This window comes from Lactococcus sp. NH2-7C, from assembly GCF_029953655.1.
Taxonomy (GTDB): domain Bacteria; phylum Bacillota; class Bacilli; order Lactobacillales; family Streptococcaceae; genus Lactococcus; species Lactococcus lactis.
Genome location: NZ_CP124538.1, coordinates 845,073 through 866,093, shown reverse-complemented (window position 1 = coordinate 866,093; position 21,021 = coordinate 845,073). Strand labels below are relative to the sequence as shown.

Here is a 21,021-nt window from a genome sequence, read left to right as displayed (position 1 = left end):
AAGAGGCGATGCAGATGAATTCAAAAAATTTGGTCAATTATTCAAGTGATGAATTTAACAATCTTTCGCAATTTCAACAAGAAGAAATTACAAACAATTTTAAAGAAGCTATTTTGTACAAAATGAAAGAAAAAAATTTGCATATTGATGAGGTAAGTGAAAAAGCTGGCTATTCTTCACGGAATCTTTCAGCATTACTTTATTCAGATACTGTAAGTTATGAAACTCATGCGGAATTACAAAGAATTCTTGCTGTTGTTAATTCTTTTGCCTAGTCAGAAGAAAAAGAAAAAACGACTCTATTTGAGTCGTTTTTTTATGATTAATTTACTGACAGAATTTTTGTCAGTAAATTAGAGATATTTTTGAGCAGCAGCTGTATCTCCAATATAAGGTTGGCGTTTTCCGTCTTTTAATTGGAACATATCAGTACCTTTTCCGGCGATAATCACAGCATCGTCAGTACTTTTTGTTTTACTGACAGCTTTTTTTATTGCCAATTCACGGTCAAGTTCAAAATCAAGTGTGCGACTGACAAAAGAAGCAATCTCGTCAGCAATTATTTTAGGGTCTTCTCGATTTGAATCATCAGTAGTTAAAATGACATCAAGTCGCGGATGTTTTTCAATCACTTGTCCGAAATCTTTCCGGCGACTTTCGCCTTTATTTCCGGTTGAACCAAGGACTAGAACAAGCTGACCAGCATGGTGTTCTTCAACAACTTCAACAAGATTTTCTAATGACAGACCGTTGTGAGCATAGTCAATATAGATGTGAGCGCCATTTTGAGCAGTAAGAAGTTCCATACGTCCTGGAACAACAGCAAGAGCTAAACCATCATGGATATTTTCTAATGAAGCTCCTAAAGCTTTAGTTGCTAATGCTGTAGCTAGGGCATTTTCTTGATTGAAGCGTCCTAATAAGCGAATGTCAAATGCTCCACTGACAGAACCGTCAGTAACAAAATGAAGTCCTTTTGATTCAATAATTTTATTTTCAGAATCAGCACCATAGAAAGCATGTGGAATTTTACGTTCCTTAAGTTCCTCTTTAATAATGGCAAAGTGATTCATTTCGGAATTAGCAACAAAATAACGTGAATTTTTGAGAAGTTGACGTTTGCAGTAAAAATAATCTTCTAGCGTTGGATGTTCAACTGGGCCAATGTGGTCAGGAGAAATGTTTAAGAAAACCCCAACATCAAATGTTAAACCGTAAACTCGTTCTGTTTTGTAAGCTTGGCTTGAAACTTCCATGACCAAATGTGTCATTCCATTTGTAGCCGCTTTTGCCATCATTTCTAGTAAATCAAGACTTTCAGGAGTTGTCAATTCTGATTTAAAATAATTTTTTCCATCCAAAGTTGTTTGGGCAGTAGATAAAAGTGCAGTTTTGCCACCGTTCATTTTGTCAAGGATTGCTTTAGCAAAATAAGCAGAAGTGGTTTTTCCTTTTGTACCAGTCAAAGCTAAGGTTTTGAGTTTATTTTGTGGAAAATCATAAAAGCTTGCAGCGATTAGAGCCATTGCACGTTTAACATCAGAGACAATAATTGCTGGAAGAGCTACTTCGTAATCAAATTCTGAAACATAAAAAGCAGCTTCTAAGTTTGTTAAATATTCTTTTTTAAAATTCAAACCCTTGGCAAAGAAAAGGGTATTTTCTGTCGATTTTCGTGAATCATAAGAGAGTTGGTCAAAGTTTACTTCCTTTGGCCAGTTGAAATAATATTCGCCAGCAGAAGAAATCTCACGAAAATTATTATCTTTTTTTAGTATTTCTATAACTTGTTCAAGCCTAATCATGTGAGGAATGCCTATTTATCGCTAAATTCGCGATACCTTTCTAAAACAAGGAAACTAAGGGAAAAAATCCCATTACCCTATATTATAGCACAAGCCAAGAGCTGGTGCATGTCCCATTTGTTTATAGATGGTAATAGATGACATCGTGAATTAATGATCTAAAACCATTCTTTTATTGTCAAAATACAGAACTTAGGGTAAAATGGAACAATGGAAGATTCAGAAAAAATAATGAATACAGGTCAGCAGTCACCAAAAACGGCTGCAAAATCAAAAGATCAGATGCTCTCTGGCGCTGCTTGGCGGACTGGTGCGGATATGATTGGGAAAATACTAGGGGTAATTTATATTATTCCTTGGTATGCTTGGATGGGGCGTTTTGGTAATGAGGCTAACTCCCTCTTTAGTATGGGTTATAATATCTATGCTCTTTTCCTATTGATTTCAACAGTGGGGATTCCGGCGGCAATTGCGCGTGAAGTGGCTCGCTATAATACATTAGATGACCCTAACATGGCTTACCGGCTCGTTCGGCAAATGCTCGGAGTGATGCTGGTTCTTGGAATTGTTGCGTCAGGGCTCATGTTCTTTCTTGCAGGACCACTCTCAGCCCTTGTTGGCGGTAAGGATAGCGCAGATTTAATTCCAGTCATGAAAAGTTTAGCATTGGCTGTCTTGATTTTCCCATCAATGTCAGTTATTCGAGGATATTTCCAAGGTCTGAATCAGGTTAAAGCTTATGCTATGAGTCAGCTTTTGGAACAAATTGTTCGGGTCATTTGGATGCTAGCGGCAACCTTTGCTATCATGAAGCTAGGTTCGCACAATTGGCAAAATGCCGTGACACAATCTACCTTGGCTGCCTTTATTGGGATGTTAGGTTCCTACGCTGTATTATTCTATTACTTACAGAAATCAGGAAATCTTAATAAATTAATCAATCCTGGTCCTGTAAAATCTAAAATTAATGCTTTAGAAATTTTTAGATCAACATTACACACAGCCATTCCATTTATTGTCATTGGTTCAGCTATTCAAATTTTTAAAATTATTGATAACTCAACCTTTATGAATATGATGCCTTGGGTAACAAACTATAGTCATAATGAATTGCTTGTTCTGATGAGTTATTTCTCAGCAAATACTGATAAATTAACTATGGTTTTGTTGGGTGTCGCTTTGACGCTTGGTTCTGTTTCAGACCCTTTGATTACAGAGCATTATGTTCAAGGGAATCGGCGTGAACTTGCAACATTAGTGGGTTATAATTTCCAATTATACGTTGGTTTTATGCTTCCGGCGGTGATTGGAATGTCACTATTGACAAAACCTATTTATACAATTTTCTACCAAATTCCTTCTGGATTACAAAGTAGTTTGTTTGTCTTTGCTATTTTACAAACTTTCTTGTTAGGACTTTATATGATTGTCTATCCTCCACTGACAGTAATGGACCATAAACGTTTGGCAATGCGAATTTTCATCCTGACTCTTGTCATTAAATTAGTTTTGCAAGTTCCAATGATTCTTATTTTCCATACTTATGGACCTTTACTTGCAACGACTGTTTCATTCTTAGTTGGTGTTTTCTTATTCATTAGAAAACTACATGAGTTAACTCATTTTTCAATTAAGAATACTGTTCGCGGAATTCAAGGAGCAACTTTACTGACAGGATTTATGGCTATCGTGGTAATTATCGTTGAAATCATTTTAGGTTTTATTTTCGGTAAGAGCCCAGGTCGAATTGCTTCAGTATTTATTGCTGCCATTGCCGGTGGTGCAGGTTTTTATACTTATCTCTGGTTTGCTGCTAAACTTGGACTTCTAGAAAAATGGTTTGGACCAAGAGGCTTGTCACTTCGTCGAAAATTGCATATCTAATAAAAAATAAGTCTGTCAGTAAAAAAGTTACTGACAGACTTATTTATAAGAGCTAAAAAGGATAATAAATGGCAGAAATTACCGAAAATACAAAAAAGATTTTAGAAGTTATTCTAAATTTAAAAGAAGGGCAGGTCATGAGTTATCGAGATGTGGGAGCTTTAGCTGGATTGCCAAATGGTGCGCGGCAGGTTTCTAGAATTTTGCATTCGATGTCCAAAAAATATGAACTGCCATGGTGGCGTGTAGTTCGTTCCGACAGAACAATTGGATTGCCAGAGCCTGCTAAAAGTGAGCAAATGGAACTTCTAAAAAAAGAGGGAATTTCTTTTACAGCTCAAGGGAAAATAATTATTGAAGATGAATTGCTCCAATAAATAAAAAGTACTTCTATATTTTAGAAGTACTTTTTATATCCAATTATCTATTACCAAATTTTAAGACGATTTTCTGGTGCGCGATACATCTTATCTGTTTCTTTAACATCAAAAGTTTCGTAAAATTCTTCGAGATTTGTTGGGGGAATATTGGCACGAAGTTTAGCGGGTGCATGAACATCCATTGACAAAAGCATTTGTTGGAATTCTTTACTTGCTTTCATGCGCCAAATCTTAGCCCACTGACTAAAGAAAGCTTTCAAATCAACGTCTTTCTCATCTTTAGCTGCTGTCAGTGCTGCCGTAATTCCTCCTTGGTCAGCAATATTTTCTGACACAATGAGTTTTCCATTTGCTGGACCAGCTTCGGTTTCCACACCGTCAAAGAGTGCAATCATTTCTTTTTGCTTTTCTTCAAAAGCCTCATAATCTTTATCCAGCCACCATTTGTTTAAATTTCCTTCTTTATCGAATTGGGCACCGTTGTTATCGAAAGCATGTGAAATTTCATGAGCAATGACAGCGCCGATTCCACCGTAATTTTGTGAGGAAGATTGTTCGAGAGAGTAAAAAGGAGCTTGCAAAATTGCGGCCGGAAAAACAATTGTATTACTATCAGGACTATAATAAGCATTGACCATATGAGCAGGCATATGCCAGCTTGTTTTATCAACATCTTCTGAGAATTTTTCAAAAGTTCGAGCAGTCAAAATTTCATCGAATTTAAGGGCATCTTCATAGAGAGAGCCAGAAGTTGTTTTTAAACGACTATAAATTTCAGGCAATTTATCTGGGAAACCAATAAAAGGAGTGATAGCATCCAATTTTTCAATGGCTTTTTCAGCTGTTTCTTGACTGAGCCACTCATTTTTAGACAAACGCGCTTGGTAAACCTTAATCATTGCAGTGACCATCCGTTTGACATCGGCCTTAGCAGCTTCACCAAAATATTTTTTACCATAGAATAAACCAATTACTTGGCTAAAATAAGACTCAGTCAAATCAAGTTGATGTTTTTCTTGACTTCTTGCTTCCTGAACGTTTGAAAGGAAACGTCCGTAAGCTCCACCAAGAATTCTAAGGTCTTCATTGAAGAAAGAAGTAGCGCCACGTGCAATTTTTGTCAGCATCCAAGCTTTAATGAGCGACCAATTTTCTTCATTGATAAGTGAATCAAATGATTCATAAAAACGATCTTCATAAACAATGACTTTATCAGGCTCAGTTTTTACTAAATCTTTAATTAAAGATTTTAAATCTAGGTTTTTAACTTTACTGACAAAGCTGTCAGTAGAAATTGGATGATAAAGTTCAGCATATTTTGCCCACTCTTCAGAAGTATTTGCTGACGGAACTAAAAGAGCATCGAATTTAAGGGCAGACTTTGCAATCTCTTCTGCATTTTCAACATCAAATGTCTTTAAAATTTCGCTTGTATTTTTAGCCCAAAAATCAAGTAATTCTTTTTTTCTAGGGTGTTCATCATTATAATAAGTGGTATCAGGTAAAATCAAGCCTGGGCCAGAGAATCCAAGAGAATAGTGAATAGCATCTTTCATATCAGGTTCAACACTAAAAGAAAATGGAAGAGGAGCCTGTGAATGGAAAACGAGTTGAGTCAAATTATTTTTAAAATCTTCAAAAGTATTTAAAGTTTCAACTTTAGCAAGTTCATTTTTTACGGCAGAAAAATCCGCTTTTTCTCTCACTTGCCAATCTCCTGCTTTATTATAAAATTTGATTGCTTCGAGCAATTCTGGATTATCAGTAGGTAGGTTTTGTGATAAATCAGCTAAATCTTTAGCCAAATTTTTCTCATTTTTTAGTACTAATTCATCAAAAGCTGAAATTCTTGGTTTGTCAGCAGGAATTTCTGCACTTTCTAACCATTCAGCATTAACAGTAGCGAATAAATCATCTTGAATCCTTGTCATATCGACCTCCTATTATGGATATTTTTTATATTATATCACACTTATAAAAAAGCGCTGACGAATTCCATCAGCACTTTTTAACAACATTTGAAAATTAATGTAAACTCATAATTAAATAGTTCTGAAACGATAAATTTTAGCAATTTTGCCAAAAAGTTCAGGAACTTCGGCAAGGCTTCCACCATCACGACTTAGACAAGTAAGCTTTTCATCTTTTACTGAAAGCTTGGCAAAATGGTCATGTTGCAACAAGAAATTATGAACTAGCTCTGCAAAATTTGCGTCAGTAAATTTTACAAAAAGTAAATCTCCATTACCAGGAGCTTCCGCATCTAAAGGACCCCCAACGAGTTCAAAAACTGCATCGTAATCATCAGGAAGTTGCTTTGTGAGCAGTTTGATTGTTTTGCGGCTTTCTTGTAGCGCCCAAGTATTGTCACCACAAAATACAAATTGTTCAGTACTCAAAGAAATGGGCTCTCTTTCAAGAAGTTCAAGCTCATCAATTCGATTTTGAATATAATTTAGCAAGTTTTGTTTATTATCTAATGTAAGATATTCAAACAAAAGCTTTGCCTTATTATAACTGTACTTGTCATCTTTACCAAGAAGGTATTCAGTTGTGACATTAAAATAATCAGCAATTTCTGTCAATCTTTTGGCAGAAGGTTCTTTTCCCAAGCGATAATTAGCAAGGGCATTTCTGGGATATCTCAACTCTCTTTCGACCTGGTTGAAAGATTTCTGAGAATCAATAACTAAAGTTTTTAGACGGTCATAGAACATTAAAATCACCTCAACATGTATTGAATAAATATTTTTAATATTTGTAACAAATACATTATAGCATATAGTTATTAGATATAAAACACCTAAAACTTAAAAAAATAGCAATATTTAAGTTAAAAACTTAATTGTTGAAAATTCTTTAGCAAAATTGACATCTATAGCGTTATATGGTATTATAAAAGTAATCATAGGAATACTAATATGCTTTTTAAGAAGAGAAAGGGAAAAATTGAAAGAAATTTATGACAAAATCCAAGACATAAATATTATTTTGAAAAGATCATTTATTGATCTTGGAAAACCACTAGCTTATCAAGAGGTGGTAGAGAAAAGTGCCAAAGTTTTAGATTCTAGCCTTTTTATCATAGATACCAAACGAAATTGTTTAGGTTATGGTTTTACTGATTCTGATAGTTCTTATCAGGATGATATAAACCTCCAAAATTTTTTCATTTATCAAAAAATATCAAAAGATATCTCTAGCCAACTATTAAATCACTACGAAATGAGCGCAAGCCTGCCAATGGCCCAATCAATTTTAAAACCAGTGAAAGAAATTTCGAACAAATTTCCAAATAAATTTCTTACTTTCTTACCTATAGAAGGAAATCATTTGAGATTGGGAACTCTTTTTCTACTGACAGATTCTCCTCTGGAAGAAGAAAAGAGAATATTGGTAGATTTTTTATCAACATTTATAGGGAATCAAATGTCTTATATTATGTTGGCAGAATTGGAAGGGAAAAGACGAAATGAAACCTTTGTTTCTTTAGTTCAATCATTATCTCGTTCAGAATTAGAAGCATTTAAAAGCATCATTGAAAAAATAGACCGTTAAACTAGAAAAAGCTTGAAAATTTTCATATAAAATAGTATAATAGAAATAATGGTTTGTCAGCAAAATCTGTGGGATATATTGTCCCCATAGGCTTTGTAAGCAACGAAACACTACTGTTTTCGTTGCTTTTTTGGCGTCTTTTATATTGAATAAACCAGAAAAGTTATAAAAAAGACAAACTACAGACTTTTCGGTTTTTTTAATCAAAAATTCATCAAAAACACAGACTTTTTTAATCAAATCTAAAAAATAGAGGAGAAAACACTTGGCAGGACATGACGTAAAATACGGTAAACACCGTACAAGACGCAGTTTTTCACGTATTAAAGAAGTAATCGGTTTGCCAAACCTCATCGAAGTTCAAACATTAAGTTATAAAAACTTCCTCGATGAAGGTCTTGCAAATGTCTTCAAAGAAATGTTTCCAATCGACAACTTTGCGGGTACAATGGAACTCGAATTTGTTGGTTATGAAATGAAAACCCCAAAATACACTGTTGAAGAAGCTCGCGCACATGACGCAAACTATTCAGCACCTATCTATGTAACCTTCCGTCTTGTAAATAAAGAAACTGGTGAATTAAAAACACAAGAAGTCTTCTTTGGTGACTTCCCACTCATGACTGAAATGGGGACATTTATCAATAACGGTTCAGAACGTTTGATCGTTAGCCAATTGGTACGTAGTCCTGGTTCATACTTCCATCTTAAAGCTGATAAAAACGGTCTTGAAAGTTTTGGACATACAACAATTCCTAACCGTGGAGCTTGGTTCGAGTTAGATACAGATGCTAAAGGCATTGGGTATGTTCGTATTGACCGTACACGTAAATTAACTTTTACAACAATGCTTCGTGCTCTTGGATTTGGTTCAGATGAAGAAATCCTTGAATTGTTGGGAGAAACTCAACTTTTAACAGACACTATTGCAAAAGATGTTCATAAAAACCCAGCTGACACTCGTGTAGAAGAAGCGCTCAAAGACATCTATGACCGCTTGCGTCCAGGAGAACCTAAAACAGCAGATAGCTCACGTGGCTTGCTTGTTGCTCGTTTCTTCGATCCAAAACGTTATGATTTCGCGCCTGTTGGACGTTACAAATTTAACAAGAAATTAGCACTTAAAAATCGTTTGCTTGGTTTGACTTTGGCTGAACCAATTGTTGACCCAGAAACTGGTGAAATTCTCGTTAATACAGATACTCTTGTTACTCGTGATGTGCTTGATTTAATCGAACCATTGCTTGATAACGGTCTTGGAAACTTTGTTGTTGAACCATCTGACGACGCTGTAATTCCTGAACCAATTACTTTGCAAAGTATCAAAGTTTACTCACCAAAAGATCCAGAACGTGTTGTTACATTGCTTTCAAATGGTAACCCTGATGCAGAATGCCGCGTCTTGACACCAGCCGATGTGATTTCAAATATCAGCTACTGGCTCGGTCTTGCTGAAGGAATTGGTAAAGTAGACGATATTGACCACTTAGGTAACCGTCGTATCCGTTCAGTAGGTGAATTGCTTCAAAACCAAGTACGTATCGGACTTTCACGTATGGAACGTGTTATTCGCGAGCGTATGTCATCTTCAGAAAATGAAAATATCACACCACAAGGTTTGATTAACATTCGTCCTGTAACAGCTTCAATTAAAGAATTCTTTGGTTCATCACAATTGTCACAATTTATGGACCAACACAATCCTTTATCTGAGCTTTCACACAAACGTCGTTTTTCTGCCTTAGGACCTGGTGGTATCTCACGTGACCGTGCTTCATATGAAGTACGTGACGTTCACTATACTCACTATGGACGTATGTGTCCTATTGAAACACCTGAAGGACCAAACATCGGTTTGATTAACAACTTGTCATCATATGCCAAAGTAAACGAATATGGTTTCATCATGTCTCCATACCGTCGTGTTGACCGTGTGAACGGTGTGGTTACTGACGAGGTTGAATATTTAACCGCCGATGAAGAAGACAACTATACTGTTGCCCAAGCAAACTCACCATTGACTGAAGATAGCCACTTTGCTAACGAAACAGTTATGGCTCGTCATACTGGTAACAATATTGAAGTTGAAGCTTCAACAGCAGACTATATGGACGTTTCACCTAAACAGGTTATCGCCGTTGCTGCTGCATGTATTCCATTCTTGGAAAACGATGACTCCAACCGTGCCCTCATGGGTGCCAACATGCAACGTCAAGCAGTTCCGTTGATTGACCCACATGCACCTTGGATTGGTACTGGTATGGAACATCAAACTGCTCGTGACTCAGGTGCTGCACTTCTTGCAAAACATGCTGGTGTTGTTGAGTATGTTGATGGTAATGAAATTCGTGTTCGTCGTACTTCTGGTGAACTTGATATTTACAATATTACAAAATATCGTCGTTCAAACTCAGGAACTTCTTATAACCAACGCCCATTGGCTCGACTTGGAGAAAAAGTTGAGAAAGGGGACATCATTGCTGATGGACCTTCTATGGAAAATGGAGAAATGGCCCTTGGTCAAAATCCACTTGTTGCTTATATGACTTGGGAAGGTTATAACTTCGAGGATGCGGTAATCATGTCAGAACGTTTGATTAAAGACGACGTTTATACATCAATTGCCATCGAAGAATATGAATCAGAAACACGCGATACAAAACTTGGCCCTGAAGAAATTACTCGTGAAATTCCAAACGTTGGGGATGAAGCACTCAAAAACCTTGATGAATCAGGAATTATCCGTATTGGTGCTGAAGTTAAAGATGGCGACTTGCTTGTTGGTAAAGTAACTCCTAAAGGTGAAACTGATCCAACACCGGAAGAACGTTTGCTTCGTGCAATCTTCGGTGAAAAAGCTCGTGAAGTTCGTGATACATCACTTCGTGTTCCTCACGGAGGTGGCGGTATCGTCCATGACGTTCGTGTGTTTACACGCGAAAATGGCGATGAATTGCCATCAGGTGTGAATAAACTTGTTCGTGTCTTCATCGCTCAAAAACGTAAGATTCACGTTGGGGATAAAATGGCCGGACGTCATGGTAATAAAGGGGTCGTTTCAAATATCGTTCCAATGGAAGATATGCCTTACTTACCAGATGGAACACCTATTGATATCATGTTGAACCCACTTGGGGTACCATCACGTATGAATATCGGACAAGTTATGGAGCTCCATTTAGGTATGGCTGCTCGTACACTTGGAATTCACATTGCAACTCCAGTGTTTGATGGAGCATCTGATGAAGATATCTGGGATACTGTTAAAGAAGCTGGAATGGCTGATGATGCGAAAACAGTCCTTTATGACGGACGTACTGGTGAACCATTTGATAACCGAATTTCAGTCGGTGTCATGTACATGATTAAACTTCACCACATGGTTGATGACAAACTCCATGCTCGTTCAGTTGGTCCTTACTCACTCGTTACCCAACAACCGCTCGGTGGTAAAGCACAGTTCGGTGGACAACGTTTTGGGGAAATGGAAGTTTGGGCGCTTGAAGCCTATGGTGCTGCCAATGTTCTTCAAGAAATCTTGACTTACAAATCAGATGACGTGATTGGACGTACGCGCGCTTATGAAGCAATTGTTAAAGGTGAACGTATTCCTAAACCAGGTCTTCCTGAATCATTCCGCGTATTGGTTAAAGAATTGCAATCACTTGGTCTTGATATGAAAGTCCTTGATGCTGACCGTAATGTTCTTGACTTACGTGAACTGGATGAAGATGAAGTAATGACTCGTCCAGATAATACAGAAATTACTCCTGAAATGCTTGAAGCACAGGAAGCTATTGTTGCACAAGCAGAAGCTGAAGAAGAAGCTTTGATTAACGCTGATACTGAAAAATAAGATTTTGTAATTAATATTTTGAGATTTATTTACTGACAAAAATTTCTGTCAGTAAATCTCTAATCTCATAATCGTCTAGCGTTAAATTTATTAGAAGTGGAGAAAGAATTGGTTGATGTAAATAAATTTGAGAGTATGCGTATTGGTATCGCATCTCCACAAAAAATTCGTTACTGGTCATTCGGTGAAGTTAAAAAACCAGAAACAATTAACTATCGTACACAAAAACCTGAACGTGAAGGACTCTTTGATGAACGTATTTTCGGTCCTCAAAAAGACTGGGAATGTGCTTGTGGAAAACTTAAAGGTGTTTTCTACAAAAATCAAGTCTGTGAACTTTGTGGTGTTCAAGTAACAACTGCAAAATCACGCCGTGAACGTATGGGTCATATTGAGCTTGCTGCTCCAATTTCACACATTTGGTACTTCAAAGGAATTCCATCACGTATGGGACTTGCTCTTGATATGAGTCCACGTGCACTTGAGGAAGTAATATACTTTGCAAGTTATGTAGTGATAGATCCTAAAGAAACTGATCTTGAGAAGAAACAACTCTTGACTGAACGTGAATATCGTGAACAACTTTTGAAAAATGGTTTTGGTTCATTCGTTGCAAAAATGGGTGCTGAAGCGATTCAAGATTTGTTGAATGACGTTGATATTGATAAAGAAGTTTCTGAACTCAAAGAAGAGCTTAAAACAGTTACTGGACAACGTCGTGTAAAAATTATTCGTCGTTTGGACGTTTTGTCAGCTTTCAGAAAATCAGGAAATGCTTTATCTTGGATGGTCTTAAACGTATTGCCAGTTATTCCACCAGATTTGCGTCCAATGGTTCAATTAGATGGTGGACGTTTTGCCACATCTGACTTGAATGACTTATACCGTCGTGTTATTAACCGTAATAACCGTTTGAAACGTTTGATGGAACTTAATGCTCCAAATATTATCGTTCAAAATGAAAAACGGATGCTTCAAGAAGCTGTTGATACTTTGATTGACAATGGTCGTCGTGGTCGTCCAATCACTGGTGCTGGTAACCGTCCATTGAAATCTCTTTCACACATGTTGAAAGGGAAACAAGGACGTTTCCGTCAAAACTTGCTTGGTAAACGTGTTGACTATTCTGGACGTTCAGTTATCGCTGTAGGTCCAACACTCAAAATGTACCAATGTGGTGTTCCACGTGAAATGGCGATTGAGTTGTTCAAACCATTCGTAATGGCTCAACTTGTTAAGAAAGAATTGGCTGCTAATATTCGTGCGGCTAAACGTAAAGTTGAACGTCAAGACTCTGATGTTTGGGATGTACTTGAAACAGTTGTTAAAGAACACCCTGTTCTTCTTAACCGCGCACCTACGCTTCACCGTTTAGGTATTCAAGCTTTTGAACCAGTCTTAATTGATGGTAAAGCCATCCGTCTTCACCCGCTTGCTTGTGAAGCCTACAACGCCGACTTTGACGGTGACCAAATGGCCATTCACTTGCCATTGTCTGAAGAAGCACAAGCTGAAGCACGTCTTTTGATGCTTGCTGCTGAACATATCTTGAACCCTAAAGATGGTAAACCAGTCGTTACACCATCTCAAGATATGGTCCTTGGTAACTACTACCTTACTATGGAAGAAAAAGGTCGTGAAGGCGAAGGAATGATTTTTGCAACTCCTGAAGAAGTTGAAATTGCAATGCGTAATGGTTATGTACATTTACATACTCGTATCGGTATCGCAACAAAATCACTCAACAAACCTTGGACTGAAAACCAAAAAGATAAAATCTTAGTAACTACTGTTGGTAAAGTTATTTTCAACTCAATCATTCCTGAAGGAATGCCTTACTTGAACGAACCAACTGATGTTAACTTGACAACTTCAACTGATGATCGCTTCTTTATGGAAGCTGGTCAAGATATCAAAGAAGTTTTGGCTGGGATTGATACTGTTCGTCCATTCAAAAAAGGATATCTTGGAAATATCATCGCTGAAGTCTTCAAACGTTACCGTACGACAGCTACATCTGAGTACCTTGACCGTTTGAAAGATCTTGGTTACCACCAATCTACTTTGGCTGGTTTGACTGTGGGTATCGCCGATATTCCTGTTGTTGAAGATAAACATAAAATCATCGATGCTGCACACAAACGTGTGGAACAAATTACTAAACAATTCCGTCGTGGTTTGATTACTGATGATGAACGTTATAACGCTGTTACAGGTGTTTGGCGTGATGCAAAAGAAGCTCTTGAAAAACGATTGATTGATGAACAAGATTTGACAAACCCAATCGTTATGATGATGGACTCTGGAGCCCGTGGTAATATCTCTAACTTCTCTCAACTTGCTGGTATGCGTGGTTTGATGGCCGCTCCTAATGGTAAAATCATGGAATTGCCTATCATCTCAAACTTCCGTGAAGGTCTTTCTGTCTTGGAAATGTTCTTCTCAACTCACGGTGCCCGTAAAGGGATGACCGATACGGCCCTTAAGACAGCTGACTCTGGTTATCTTACTCGTCGTTTGGTTGACGTTGCCCAAGATGTTATCATTCGTGAAGACGACTGTGGAACTGACCGTGGACTTGTAATTTCTGATATTGCTACTGGTAAAGAAATGGTTGAACCACTCTTTGAACGTTTGGTAGGTCGTTATACTCGTAAATCAGTACTTCATCCAGAAACCGGTGAAATGATTATTGCTGACGATACTTTGATTTCTGAAGATGTTGCCCGTAAAATTATTGATGCTGGTGTTAAAGAAGTAACTATCCGTTCGGTATTTACATGTAAAACTCCACATGGTGTATGTAAACATTGTTATGGTATCAACTTGGCAACAGGTGATGCTGTTGAAGTTGGTGAAGCTGTTGGTACAATCGCCGCTCAATCAATCGGTGAACCTGGTACTCAGTTGACAATGCGTACATTCCACACGGGTGGTGTTGCGTCAAGTTCAGATATCACTCAAGGTTTGCCTCGTGTTCAAGAAATCTTTGAAGCACGTAACCCTAAAGGGGAAGCAATCATCACTGAAGTAACTGGTACAGTTGAATCAATCGTTGAAGATCCTGCTACACGTACTCGTGAAATTACTGTTAAAGGTAAAACAGATACTCGTAGCTACACTGTAGGTATGGCTGATGTCTTGATGGTTGAAGAAGGTGAGTTTATTCACCGTGGTGCACCTTTGATTCAAGGTTCTATCGAACCTAAACACTTGCTTCAAGTCCGTGATGCATTGTCAGTTGAAACTTACTTGCTTGGTGAAGTACAAAAAACTTACCGTTCACAAGGGGTTGAAATTGGTGATAAACACATTGAGGTAATGGTTCGCCAAATGCTTCGTAAAGTTCGTATTATGGACAACGGATCAACTGATGTTCTTCCAGGTACTTTGATGGATATTTCTGACTTTGAAGCTTTGAATGAAACTGCGCTCTTGAATGGTGAAATGCCTGCAACTGGTCGCCCAGTCTTGATGGGGATTACTAAAGCCTCTCTTGAAACAAATTCATTCTTGTCAGCTGCATCATTCCAAGAAACTACTCGTGTCCTTACTGATGCTGCAATTCGTGGTAAAGAAGATCACTTGCTTGGTTTGAAAGAAAATGTTATTATCGGTAAGATTATTCCTGCTGGTACAGGTATGTTCCGTTACCGTAACATTGAACCTTTAGCTGATTTAACAAATGCTCCAGAAGTAGAAGAAGTTGAAACAGAAACTGTGGAAAACTAATTTTAAATCTAGAAAATAAATAAAAATTACTGACAGAATTTCTGTCAGTAATTTTTTTATTTTTGTCAGTAACTTTTTTTATTAAATTTACTGACAAAATCATTAAAAACATAAAATCTCTGTCATTTTTGGTAAAATAATTCTATGACTTATTATCTCCTTGCAAATCCCAATTCTGGTGCAGGTAAAGGTGCTCGGACTTTGGAGACTTTGATTCCATATTTGGAAAAAAATAATTATGAATATCGACTTTTTAAAACTAAAGCTGCTGGAGAAGAAGGCACTTTGGTCAGACAAATATTAAACCTTAAAAATCCGGATGACCACTTAGTTATTATTGGTGGGGATGGTACCATTTCACTTGTCATTAATGAACTTCCAGAAGAAGAGGCCTTTTCTTATATTCCTTCAGGTTCTGGCAATGATTTCGCTAGAAGTTTAAAGTTAAAACTTGATCCAATTGAATCTTTTGAAGCTGCTCGTAGAGGAATTAATCATGAGATTTTTATCATGAATTACCAATCTAAAGGATTGAGTGGCTATGCTCTAAATAACATTGGAATTGGTTTAGATGCAACTATCGTGAAATCTGCCAATGAAGGAAAGCTTAAACAAGTGCTTAACAAATTGAAATTAGGAAGTTTTTCATATATTTTGACTGCTTTGCACGTTTTGATAACTAAAAAACCATTTCCAGCTTTAATTGAAGTAGAAAATCAAGGAATTTCACTAGAAAATGCCTTTCTGATGACTTTTACCAAACATCCATACTTTGGGGGCGGAGTAAAAATTTCTCCTGAGGCCACCAATGAAAATGCAGATATTCACCTTGTTGAATATAATAAACATCATTTATTACGGACTTTTTCATTAATTCCAAGTGTTCTTCGTGGAATGCATTTAAAACATCCCTTATTTTTACATCGAGTGAGTCCTCGATTTTCTGTAGAATTAGCAGAAAGTCAACCAGTCCAAATTGATGGAGAAATTCATGAGTTAGTTGCTGCTGACAGACTTTCAATCAGTACTGAAAGAAGAATGATTATTTACTGACAGAATAAAAAAACTCCAATTATGGAGTTTTTATTTATTTTCAATTAATTATTATACATTAATTGTTGTATTTTTATACTTTTTATATTATAATTATGCTATTGCTTTTTTATAAAAATAGAAATTATAAAACAGAAAAGAGAAAATATGAACTTTGATTTTTTACCGAAATATCTGCCCTATTTTAATGACGGGATGATTGTCACAATTTTGATTTCAGCTTTCGTGGTTTTGATTGGAACACTCTTAGGGATTGTTACTGCCCTTGCAAAGATTTCTAAAATTGCTCCTTTGCGCTGGTTGGCAAATATCTATATTGAAATTTTCCGTGGAACACCAATGCTCGTTCAAATTATGCTTGGTTTTGGCTTAATGGGAAGTCTATCTTTACCAACCTTTCAAGTTGGGATTTTACAACAAGATTTGGGGCGCTTGATTCCAGGGATTATTGTAATCTCATTGAATTCGGGGGCTTATATGGCGGAAATTGTTCGGGCTGGAATTGAAGCTGTTCCTCTTGGTCAAAAAGAAGCAGCCTATTCATTAGGAATTCGCCCAAGACAAGCGATGGCAACCGTTATTTTACCTCAGGCTTTAAGAAATATTTTACCAGCCGTCGGCAATGAATTTGTGACAATTATCAAAGATAGCTCGCTTCTTTATACTATAGGAGTAATGGAAGTTTTCAATGGTGCACAAACAGTAGCAAATTTGACTTATCAAACCATTAGCCCGATGTTATTTGTAGCTCTTTACTATTTTGTAGTCACTTTTGTTGTCAGTCGCTTACTTGTTTTATTTGAAAAGAAACTCGGGAAAGGATATGCAAAATAATGAATGAATATTTAATCGAAATAAAAAATCTGCATAAATATTTTGGAAAAAATGAAGTCTTAAAAGGACTTGATATCCAAATAAAAAAAGGTGAAGTCGTTGTGATGATTGGACCCTCTGGTTCTGGAAAATCAACTTTTTTAAGAACGATGAACTTATTAGAAAAACCAACAGATGGTCAAGTTTATTTTGAAGGAGTTAATATCGCTGATAAATCAGTGGATGTCTTCAAACACCGAGAAAAAATGGGGATGGTTTTTCAACAATTTAATCTATTTCCTAATATGACAGTCCTTGAAAATCTATGTTTGGCTCCAGTAAAAACGGGTAAAATGACCAAAGAAGAAGCTAAAAAAACTGCGGAAAATTTACTTCAAAGAGTTGGGCTCTCAGATAAAGCAGAAGCTTATCCACAAGCCTTGTCAGGTGGGCAACAACAAAGGGTAGCTATTGCTCGTGCTTTGGCTATGAACCCAGATGTGATGCTTTTTGATGAACCAACGTCAGCACTTGACCCTGAAATGGTTGGAGAAGTTTTAGCCGTGATGCAAGAACTTGCCAAAGAAGGTATGACAATGGTCGTTGTAACCCATGAAATGGGATTTGCTAAAACAGTTGCTGACAGAGTCTTGTTTATGGCTGATGGAACAATTGTTGAACAAGGAAAACCTACACAAATTTTTGATTCTCCAAAAGAAAAACGAACACAAGACTTTTTAGCAAAAGTTTTATAATAAGAAGAGACTATAGTTAAAGAGAATATCAAAAAAACGGCATGTCTGCTGTTTTTTTTCTGGTCTGTGGTATAATACTAGTAAGACTAGTAAAGTGATGGAAGAAAAATTATAGAAAAGAGAAAATACAATGAAGTATGAAGATATTAACGAAAACACTATAAAAATCACCTTGTCTTTTGATGATTTGACAGATTATGACATCAAATTATCAGACTTTTTCGGTAACCAAGAAGTGATTGAGCAATTTTTCTATGAATTGGTCGATGAACTTGGTTTAGAAAATCGTTTTGGAAATGTTGGAATGTTAACTTTCCAAATTCAACCTTTTCCTCAAGGGGTTCACATGATTGTTCATGAAGAAGCGATGTTAGGGGAAGGTGGAGAAATACCAGATGACCCAGAAGAGTTTGAAGAATTGATGACTGGTTTTTATAATAAATTAAATGAAATAGGGGCAGATATGGCGCGCGAGCGAGGAATTACTGATTTTAAACCTGGGCTTGGTTTACCAGGAACAAAAAAAGACGAAGCTGAACAAGAGCCAGATTTTATTTATTACTCTATTCGTTATGAAGATATTATGTCTGTCTTAACAGGAATAAAGAATGTAAAGTTTGCTGACGAAGAATCAGAGTTTTATCGTTATGATGGTAATTTTTATCTTGTTGTCTTGGATAATCAAAAAGAAAAAGGCAAGATGCATGTTGAAAGCACCCGTTCACGAATGATGGAATATGGGGAAGCAACAAAAATGAGTCGAGAATTTTTGCAGGAGTATGGTGAATGTCTTATTGCGACACGTGCTTTAGATGTTCTTAGAAAAATCTAAATATGGTTGATACATTAAAAGAAATCCCCTTTGCACTTAAGTTCCTAATCGTTATTATTATCACTTTTGGTATCTCTGTGATTCTAACGCCAATTATGACTTTTGTGTCCAAGGCAATTGGTGCGGTGGATAAACCTAATGAGCGTCGTGTGAATAAAAAGCCAATGCCCTCTGCTGGAGGTTTGGTCATTTTCATTGCTTTTACGATTGCAACCTTGTTTATTCTGCCACACATTGTTCATAGTCAGCCTCCTATTCATTCAGAACCTCCAGTACACGGTGAAAGTCATCAGCCAATTCAGCTAGTCAGCTATTTCAATTACATTTGGCCCTTTATTGTTGGTGCTGGAATTGTTGTTTTGACTGGTTTGATTGATGATATAAAAGAAATTTCACCTAAAATGAAACTTTTAGGATTGACTATTGCTGCGAGCTTTATTTGGTTTTTTACTAATGCCCGTTTTGATAATTTAAAAATCCCGTTTGGGGGGCCTTTACTAATCTTCCCCGCTTGGCTATCCTTTATTTTTACCGTTTTTTGGATACTTGCTATTACTAATGCAATAAATTTAATTGACGGGTTGGACGGACTAGCAAGTGGAGTATCAATTATTTCACTGACAACAATGGGAATTGTCTCTTACTTTTTCTTACCAAGTCCGAATGTATTTTTACCGATTACCATTTTTACAATCGTTGCTGCAATTATGGGATTCTTTCCTTATAATTATCATCCAGCGATTATTTATCTGGGAGATACAGGAGCCTTGTTCCTTGGATTTATCATCTCGGTTGCTTCGTTACAAGGTTTGAAAAACGCAACGGCTGTAGCCGTCTTGACTCCTCTATTAATTTTAGGAGTACCGATTACGGATACAGTCATGGCAATGGTTCGTCGTAAACTTAATCGTCAATCAATTGCAACGGCTGATAAACGGCATCTTCACCATCGCCTAATGGCACTTGGTTTTACTCATCGTGGAGCTGTTCTGGTCATTTATGGAATTGCATCGATATTTGCATTTATCTCCATTCTTTTGCAATTTTCAAGTCGTATCGGTGGGATTCTCTTAGTGATTGCTTGTCTCTTTGGATTGGAAATATTTATTGAACTTGTTGGAATTCTAGGCGAAAATCGACAGCCAGTCTTAAAAGCATTGAAATTTGTTGGAAATTCTAGTTATCGTGATAAAGTTCTCCATTCTGATGAAGATGCAGATGCAGATGTAGATGAAGAAGATATTAAAAATCTTTCAATGATAGATGAGGAAATTGATGAACCAACACAAGAATTCCCAATTCAAAATTATCGTAGAAGTCGAAATAAAAAATAAGAATAACCTCTAATTTTAGAGGTTTTTTGATATCTAAAAATTCCTGTAGTCATTTATTATTTATATTGCGATTAATAAAAATAATGTATGCGAAAATAACAAATTTTGTCAATTTTTTGTTAGAATAGAGACTATAAATGTCAAATACAATTGACAATTCAAAGGAGCGAAAAAATGGCTACACTTGAAATTAAAAATCTTCATGTGGCGATTGAAGATAAAGAGATTCTCAAAGGAGTCAATCTAGTCATCAACACCAATGAAATCCATGCGATTATGGGACCTAATGGGACTGGTAAATCAACATTATCTGCCGCAATTATGGGGAATCCTAATTATAGCGTTACACAAGGAGAAGTTCTTTTTGACGGACAAAACGTTTTAGAAATGAGCGTTGATGAAAGAGCCCGCCTAGGACTTTTCCTAGCAATGCAATATCCATCTGAAATTCCAGGTATTACGAACGCAGAATTTTTGCGAGCAGCAATGAATGCTAAACGTGCTGAGGATGACAAAGTTTCTGTTATGGAATTTATCAAAAAATTGGATAAAAATATGGAAGTTTTGAGCATGAAAGAAGAAATGGCTGAGCGCTATCTCAATGAAGGCTTTTCTGGTGGTGAAAAGAAACGTAATGAAATCCTTCAACTTTTGATGTTAGAACCAACTTTTGCCATCCTTGATGAAATTGACTCAGGACTTGATATTGATGCTTTAAAAGTTGTTGCTAAAGGTGTTAATTCAATGCGTGGTGAAAAGTTTGGGGCATTTATTATTACCCACTATCAACGTTTGCTTGATTATATTACACCAGATGTTGTCCACATTATGATGGATGGTCGTGTGGTGAAAACGGGCGGCGCAGAACTAGCTAAACGTCTGGAAACTGAAGGATATGTCAATATCGCTGAGGAACTTGGATTAGAATATAAAGAAGAAGTTTAAGGAAAGGAGATAGTAAGTTATTTTTGCTTACTGACATAGCTGTCAGTAAGTTTAAAGCTCATTAATTTACTGAC

Annotated in this window: 15 protein-coding genes; 12 read left to right on the top strand and 3 right to left on the bottom strand. The window is 36.7% G+C overall.

What is annotated here, in order from left to right:
- Nucleotides 1–14 precede the first annotated feature (14 nt).
- The gene (locus tag QJV49_RS04155) at nt 15–275 is read left to right on the top strand and encodes a hypothetical protein (RefSeq protein ID WP_017864931.1); all 261 of its coding nucleotides are present in this window, start codon (nt 15–17) and stop codon (nt 273–275) included.
- A 78-nt stretch (nt 276–353) separates the two neighbouring features.
- On the opposite strand, the gene QJV49_RS04150 is transcribed toward QJV49_RS04155, so the two are convergent.
- A complete protein-coding gene (locus QJV49_RS04150) occupies nt 354–1,805 on the bottom strand; it encodes a UDP-N-acetylmuramoyl-L-alanyl-D-glutamate--2,6-diaminopimelate ligase (protein WP_225511885.1) in 1,452 nt (483 codons plus the stop codon).
- 210 nt (nt 1,806–2,015) lie between these two features.
- Here QJV49_RS04150 and QJV49_RS04145 point away from each other — a divergent pair, with 210 nt between their 5' ends.
- Both QJV49_RS04145 and QJV49_RS04140 read left to right on the top strand, forming a co-directional pair.
- A complete protein-coding gene (locus tag QJV49_RS04145) occupies nt 2,016–3,689 on the top strand; it encodes a polysaccharide biosynthesis protein (RefSeq protein ID WP_058205208.1) in 1,674 nt (557 codons plus the stop codon).
- Nucleotides 3,690–3,757: 68 nt separating this feature from the next.
- The gene (locus tag QJV49_RS04140) at nt 3,758–4,066 is read left to right on the top strand and encodes an MGMT family protein (protein WP_225511887.1); all 309 of its coding nucleotides are present in this window, start codon (nt 3,758–3,760) and stop codon (nt 4,064–4,066) included.
- Nucleotides 4,067–4,116: 50 nt separating this feature from the next.
- Here the strand turns inward: QJV49_RS04140 and pepO are convergent, their stop codons facing one another.
- Together pepO and QJV49_RS04130 are read right to left on the bottom strand one after the other, a co-directional pair.
- Entirely contained in the window at nt 4,117–6,000 is a 1,884-nt protein-coding gene (gene pepO / locus QJV49_RS04135; protein WP_225511889.1) for a M13-type metalloendopeptidase, read from the bottom strand.
- A gap of 111 nt (nt 6,001–6,111) precedes the next feature.
- Nucleotides 6,112–6,786 carry a helix-turn-helix transcriptional regulator gene (locus tag QJV49_RS04130; protein ID WP_225511891.1) on the bottom strand — a complete coding sequence of 225 codons (675 nt, stop codon included), beginning with the start codon at nt 6,784–6,786 and terminating at the stop codon, nt 6,112–6,114.
- A 232-nt stretch (nt 6,787–7,018) separates the two neighbouring features.
- Between QJV49_RS04130 and QJV49_RS04125 the strand changes: the two genes are divergently transcribed.
- The 9 genes from QJV49_RS04125 (at nt 7,019) to sufC (ending at nt 20,947) form a co-directional block, all read left to right on the top strand.
- Complete coding sequence (locus tag QJV49_RS04125) at nt 7,019–7,627, top strand: transcriptional regulator (protein WP_225511893.1); 609 nt, start codon at nt 7,019–7,021, stop codon at nt 7,625–7,627.
- Nucleotides 7,628–7,892: 265 nt separating this feature from the next.
- Entirely contained in the window at nt 7,893–11,483 is a 3,591-nt protein-coding gene (rpoB, locus tag QJV49_RS04120; RefSeq protein ID WP_225511895.1) for a DNA-directed RNA polymerase subunit beta, read from the top strand.
- 108 nt (nt 11,484–11,591) lie between these two features.
- Complete coding sequence (gene rpoC / locus QJV49_RS04115; RefSeq protein ID WP_225511897.1) at nt 11,592–15,215, top strand: DNA-directed RNA polymerase subunit beta'; 3,624 nt, start codon at nt 11,592–11,594, stop codon at nt 15,213–15,215.
- 144 nt (nt 15,216–15,359) lie between these two features.
- Nucleotides 15,360–16,268: a diacylglycerol kinase family protein gene (locus QJV49_RS04110; RefSeq protein ID WP_225511899.1), complete on the top strand. Its 909-nt coding sequence runs from the start codon at nt 15,360–15,362 to the stop codon at nt 16,266–16,268.
- 147 nt (nt 16,269–16,415) lie between these two features.
- Nucleotides 16,416–17,102 (top strand): amino acid ABC transporter permease, encoded by a 687-nt coding sequence (locus tag QJV49_RS04105; protein WP_004255158.1) that lies wholly within the window; start codon nt 16,416–16,418, stop codon nt 17,100–17,102.
- Nucleotides 17,102–17,836 (top strand): amino acid ABC transporter ATP-binding protein, encoded by a 735-nt coding sequence (locus QJV49_RS04100; RefSeq protein WP_225511901.1) that lies wholly within the window; start codon nt 17,102–17,104, stop codon nt 17,834–17,836. Before QJV49_RS04105 ends, QJV49_RS04100 begins: the two co-directional genes overlap by 1 nt.
- A 130-nt stretch (nt 17,837–17,966) precedes the next feature.
- Complete coding sequence (locus tag QJV49_RS04095) at nt 17,967–18,668, top strand: adaptor protein MecA (RefSeq protein WP_004255173.1); 702 nt, start codon at nt 17,967–17,969, stop codon at nt 18,666–18,668.
- Nucleotides 18,669–18,670: 2 nt separating this feature from the next.
- The gene (locus tag QJV49_RS04090; RefSeq protein ID WP_225511902.1) at nt 18,671–20,002 is read left to right on the top strand and encodes a glycosyltransferase family 4 protein; all 1,332 of its coding nucleotides are present in this window, start codon (nt 18,671–18,673) and stop codon (nt 20,000–20,002) included.
- 174 nt (nt 20,003–20,176) lie between these two features.
- Nucleotides 20,177–20,947 (top strand): Fe-S cluster assembly ATPase SufC, encoded by a 771-nt coding sequence (sufC, locus tag QJV49_RS04085; protein WP_225511903.1) that lies wholly within the window; start codon nt 20,177–20,179, stop codon nt 20,945–20,947.
- Nucleotides 20,948–21,021: the final 74 nt, after the last annotated feature.

Excerpts from the sequence above, each read along its gene's own strand:
- QJV49_RS04100 (WP_225511901.1), top strand. The coding sequence starts at position 17,102 with ATGAATGAATATTTAATCGAAATAAAAAATCTGCATAAATATTTTGGA.
- QJV49_RS04145 (WP_058205208.1), top strand. The coding sequence starts at position 2,016 with ATGGAAGATTCAGAAAAAATAATGAATACAGGTCAGCAGTCACCAAAA.
- QJV49_RS04140 (WP_225511887.1), top strand. The coding sequence starts at position 3,758 with ATGGCAGAAATTACCGAAAATACAAAAAAGATTTTAGAAGTTATTCTA.
- QJV49_RS04105 (WP_004255158.1), top strand. The coding sequence starts at position 16,416 with ATGAACTTTGATTTTTTACCGAAATATCTGCCCTATTTTAATGACGGG.
- pepO (WP_225511889.1), bottom strand. The coding sequence starts at position 6,000 with ATGACAAGGATTCAAGATGATTTATTCGCTACTGTTAATGCTGAATGG.
- sufC (WP_225511903.1), top strand. The coding sequence starts at position 20,177 with ATGGCTACACTTGAAATTAAAAATCTTCATGTGGCGATTGAAGATAAA.
- QJV49_RS04155 (WP_017864931.1), top strand. The coding sequence starts at position 15 with ATGAATTCAAAAAATTTGGTCAATTATTCAAGTGATGAATTTAACAAT.
- QJV49_RS04090 (WP_225511902.1), top strand. The coding sequence starts at position 18,671 with ATGGTTGATACATTAAAAGAAATCCCCTTTGCACTTAAGTTCCTAATC.
- QJV49_RS04150 (WP_225511885.1), bottom strand. The coding sequence starts at position 1,805 with ATGATTAGGCTTGAACAAGTTATAGAAATACTAAAAAAAGATAATAAT.
- QJV49_RS04095 (WP_004255173.1), top strand. The coding sequence starts at position 17,967 with ATGAAGTATGAAGATATTAACGAAAACACTATAAAAATCACCTTGTCT.
- QJV49_RS04110 (WP_225511899.1), top strand. The coding sequence starts at position 15,360 with ATGACTTATTATCTCCTTGCAAATCCCAATTCTGGTGCAGGTAAAGGT.
- QJV49_RS04130 (WP_225511891.1), bottom strand. The coding sequence starts at position 6,786 with ATGTTCTATGACCGTCTAAAAACTTTAGTTATTGATTCTCAGAAATCT.